Origin of the sequence: Nocardioides stalactiti, from assembly GCF_014180715.1 — a bacterium.
In the GTDB taxonomy this organism is placed as follows: Bacteria; Actinomycetota; Actinomycetes; order Propionibacteriales; family Nocardioidaceae; genus Nocardioides; species Nocardioides stalactiti.
In genome coordinates this window covers 1-2518 of sequence record NZ_JACEFC010000219.1, presented here as the reverse complement: position 1 = coordinate 2518, position 2518 = coordinate 1, and the positions used below count along the sequence as shown (strand labels likewise).

Genomic DNA, 2518 nt, shown 5'->3' with positions numbered 1-2518 from the left:
CCGGCCGGCCCGCTCGCCCCCGTCAACCTCAACACGGCCACCCAGGCCGAGCTCGAGACCCTCCCCGACGTCGGGCCCGTCACGGCGCTGGCGATCGTCTCCTGGCGCGAGGAGCACGGCGGGTTCTCGAGCGTCGACGAGCTGCTCGAGGTCGACGGCATCGGCGAGGCCACCCTCGCGACCCTGTCGCCGTACGTGACGGTCTAGGAGGTGGCGGCTAGGGCGCGGTCTTGGTGGTGCCCTCGAGGAGCGCGCGATGGAGGACGGCGATCAGGTCGCCCCGGGTGACCAGGCCGACCATCCGGTCCTCGGCGTCGACGACCGGCACCACCTTGAAGCCGGTCTGGGTCATCATCGGGACCAGCTCGGCCACCGGGGTGTCCTCGCGGATCGTGGTGACCTCGCGCACCATGATCGACTCGACCGGGTCGAGCTCGACGAGGTCGCGCGTGAACAGGTCGATGATCGAGACCACGCCGGCCACGCGGCGGTCGGCGTCGATGACGGGCAGCGTCTTGACCTCGCGCTGCACGATGACGTGCCGGGCGCGAAAGATCGACTCGAACGGCTGCACCGAGGCGACGTCGCTGTGCATCACGCGGGAGACCGGGAGGCTGCCGAGCCGGCGGTCCAGGGCATGGGCCTCGGCGTCGCGGACGAGGGCGATGACGTCCTCGGGCAGGACGTCGAGGCGCTGGGAGAGGCGGGCCATCGCGGACGCGATGTCGGCGGTGCCCAGGGCGAGCTCGACGTCGACGCCCGGCGAGAGCGCAGCCGGTGCGGCGCGGTGGGGGTAGCGGCGCCCGGTGAGGTTGTTGACGGCCACGGCGACCAGGAGCAGGGCGACCGTGTTGACGGCGACCGGGAGCGCGGCGAAGGCCAGGCCCTGCTCGTCGATCGCCGGCGTCGCGGTGGCGGCCAGCAGGGCGCAGGCTCCGCCCGGTGGGTGCAGGCAGCGCAGCAGCATCATCACCGCGATCGCCGCCCCGACCCCGACGGCCCCGGCGAGCAGCACGTCGTCGACCAGCCAGTGCGCGGTCAGCCCGACCATCGTGGAGATGATGTTGCCGCCGACGACGGGCCACGGCTGGGCGAGCGGGCTGGCGGGCACGGCGAAGAGCAGGACGGCCGCCGCGCCCATCGGCGCCACGATGAACGGCAGGCTCTCCGGACCGCCAGGCAGCACCTGGGCGGTCGCGGCGGCGACGGCGATGCCGAGGAAGGCACCACCGGCACCGCGAGCGAGCTCGGCGGGGGAGTAGCGCAACACCTGAGGAACCATAGGTTGTCATCCGTCCGGATCCGGGCACGACCCGGCTGCCGCGCACAGGTCCCGCTGGCGGGGCGTCCCGTCCCCAGGGCCCGTCCGGCCGGGGTCGTGGCGTCGGCCCGGCTGCCTAGGTTCCCTGCCATGTCCTCGCTGCGGCACGACGTGCGGATGCCGGTCGTCGCCGCAGCAGCGTGGTTCGGTGGGCTCGCGGCCCACGGGGGTGGCGTGCTCGCTCTCGGGCTGCCGGTGCTGCTCGTCCTCGGTGGCGTCGTCCACCGGCGCGCGGCGGGGCTGCTCGTGGGGTGCGCGGTCGCCTGTGCCGGAGTGGTGGCCGCGGTGCTGCTCCGCGAGGCGGTCGTCGCCCACGGGGTGCTGCCTGCGCTCGCCGACGAGCGGGCTGTCGCGACCCTCAGCGGGACGGTCGTGTCCGACCCCGTCGTGGTCGAGGGCCGATGGGGCAGCCAGGTGGTCGTCCGACTCCGGGTGGAGGAGGTGACCGCGCGCGGCGCGACCCACCACCTCGGGACGGTGGTCGTCGTCCTCGGCGACCCGGCCTGGTCGGCGACCGCACTGGGCTCTCGGGTCCGTACGACGGGGCGGCTCGCCCCGGCGGACGAGGGCGAGGTCGGCGCGCTCGTGGTGGGGGCGCGCGCACCGGTGCGGATCCGGGGCCCCGACGTCTGGTGGCGCGCGGCGGCCGCGGTGCGCTCGTCGATCAGGGCCGCGGTCGCCGACCGGCCACCCCCTCAGCGGGCGTTGGTGCCGGCGCTCGTGGTCGGCGACGACGCGGGTCTCGCGCCCGAGCTCGAGCAGGACTTCCGGACGACGGGGTTGACGCACCTGACGGCCGTGTCGGGCACGAACCTCACCCTGGTCGTCGGGTTCCTGCTGCTCCTCGCCCGCGCGCTCCGGGTCCGCGGTCGCGGCCTGGTGGTCGTCGGTGGGCTCGGCATCGCGGGGTTCGTCCTGCTCGCCCGCACCGAGCCGAGCGTGCTGCGAGCGGCGGCGATGGGCGCGGTGGGCCTGTTCGCGCTCGGCGCCGACGGACGCCGTCGAGGTCTGCGGGCGCTCGGGGTGGCCGTGACCGGCCTGCTGCTCGTCTCGCCGGCGCTGGCGGTGTCGGCCGGGTTCGCCCTCTCGGCGCTCGCGACGGCCGGGATCGTGGTGCTGGGGCCGCCGCTCCAGGACGCCCTGGGACGGTGGTTGCCGGCGCCGCTGGCGGGCGCCGTCGCGGTGCCCTTCGCCGCC

General features: G+C 75.5%; 3 protein-coding genes. 2 read left to right on the top strand and 1 reads right to left on the bottom strand.

All coding sequences use genetic code 11. The annotated features are described in order from the left end of the window. Positions 1 to 207, top strand: a 207-nt coding sequence (locus H0487_RS22425; RefSeq protein WP_183096410.1) for a ComEA family DNA-binding protein, incomplete at its 5' end; no start/stop codon positions are given. A gap of 10 nt (positions 208 to 217) precedes the next feature. Here the strand turns inward: H0487_RS22425 and H0487_RS22420 are convergent. Further along, positions 218 to 1270 carry an HPP family protein gene (locus H0487_RS22420; protein ID WP_183096409.1) on the bottom strand — a complete coding sequence of 351 codons (1053 nt, stop codon included), beginning with the start codon at positions 1268 to 1270 and terminating at the stop codon, positions 218 to 220. Positions 1271 to 1411: 141 nt separating this feature from the next. On the opposite strand from H0487_RS22420, the gene H0487_RS22415 reads away from it, so the two are divergent. Further along, the coding region (locus H0487_RS22415) for a ComEC/Rec2 family competence protein (protein ID WP_183096408.1) at positions 1412 to 2518 on the top strand (1107 nt) is incomplete at its 3' end.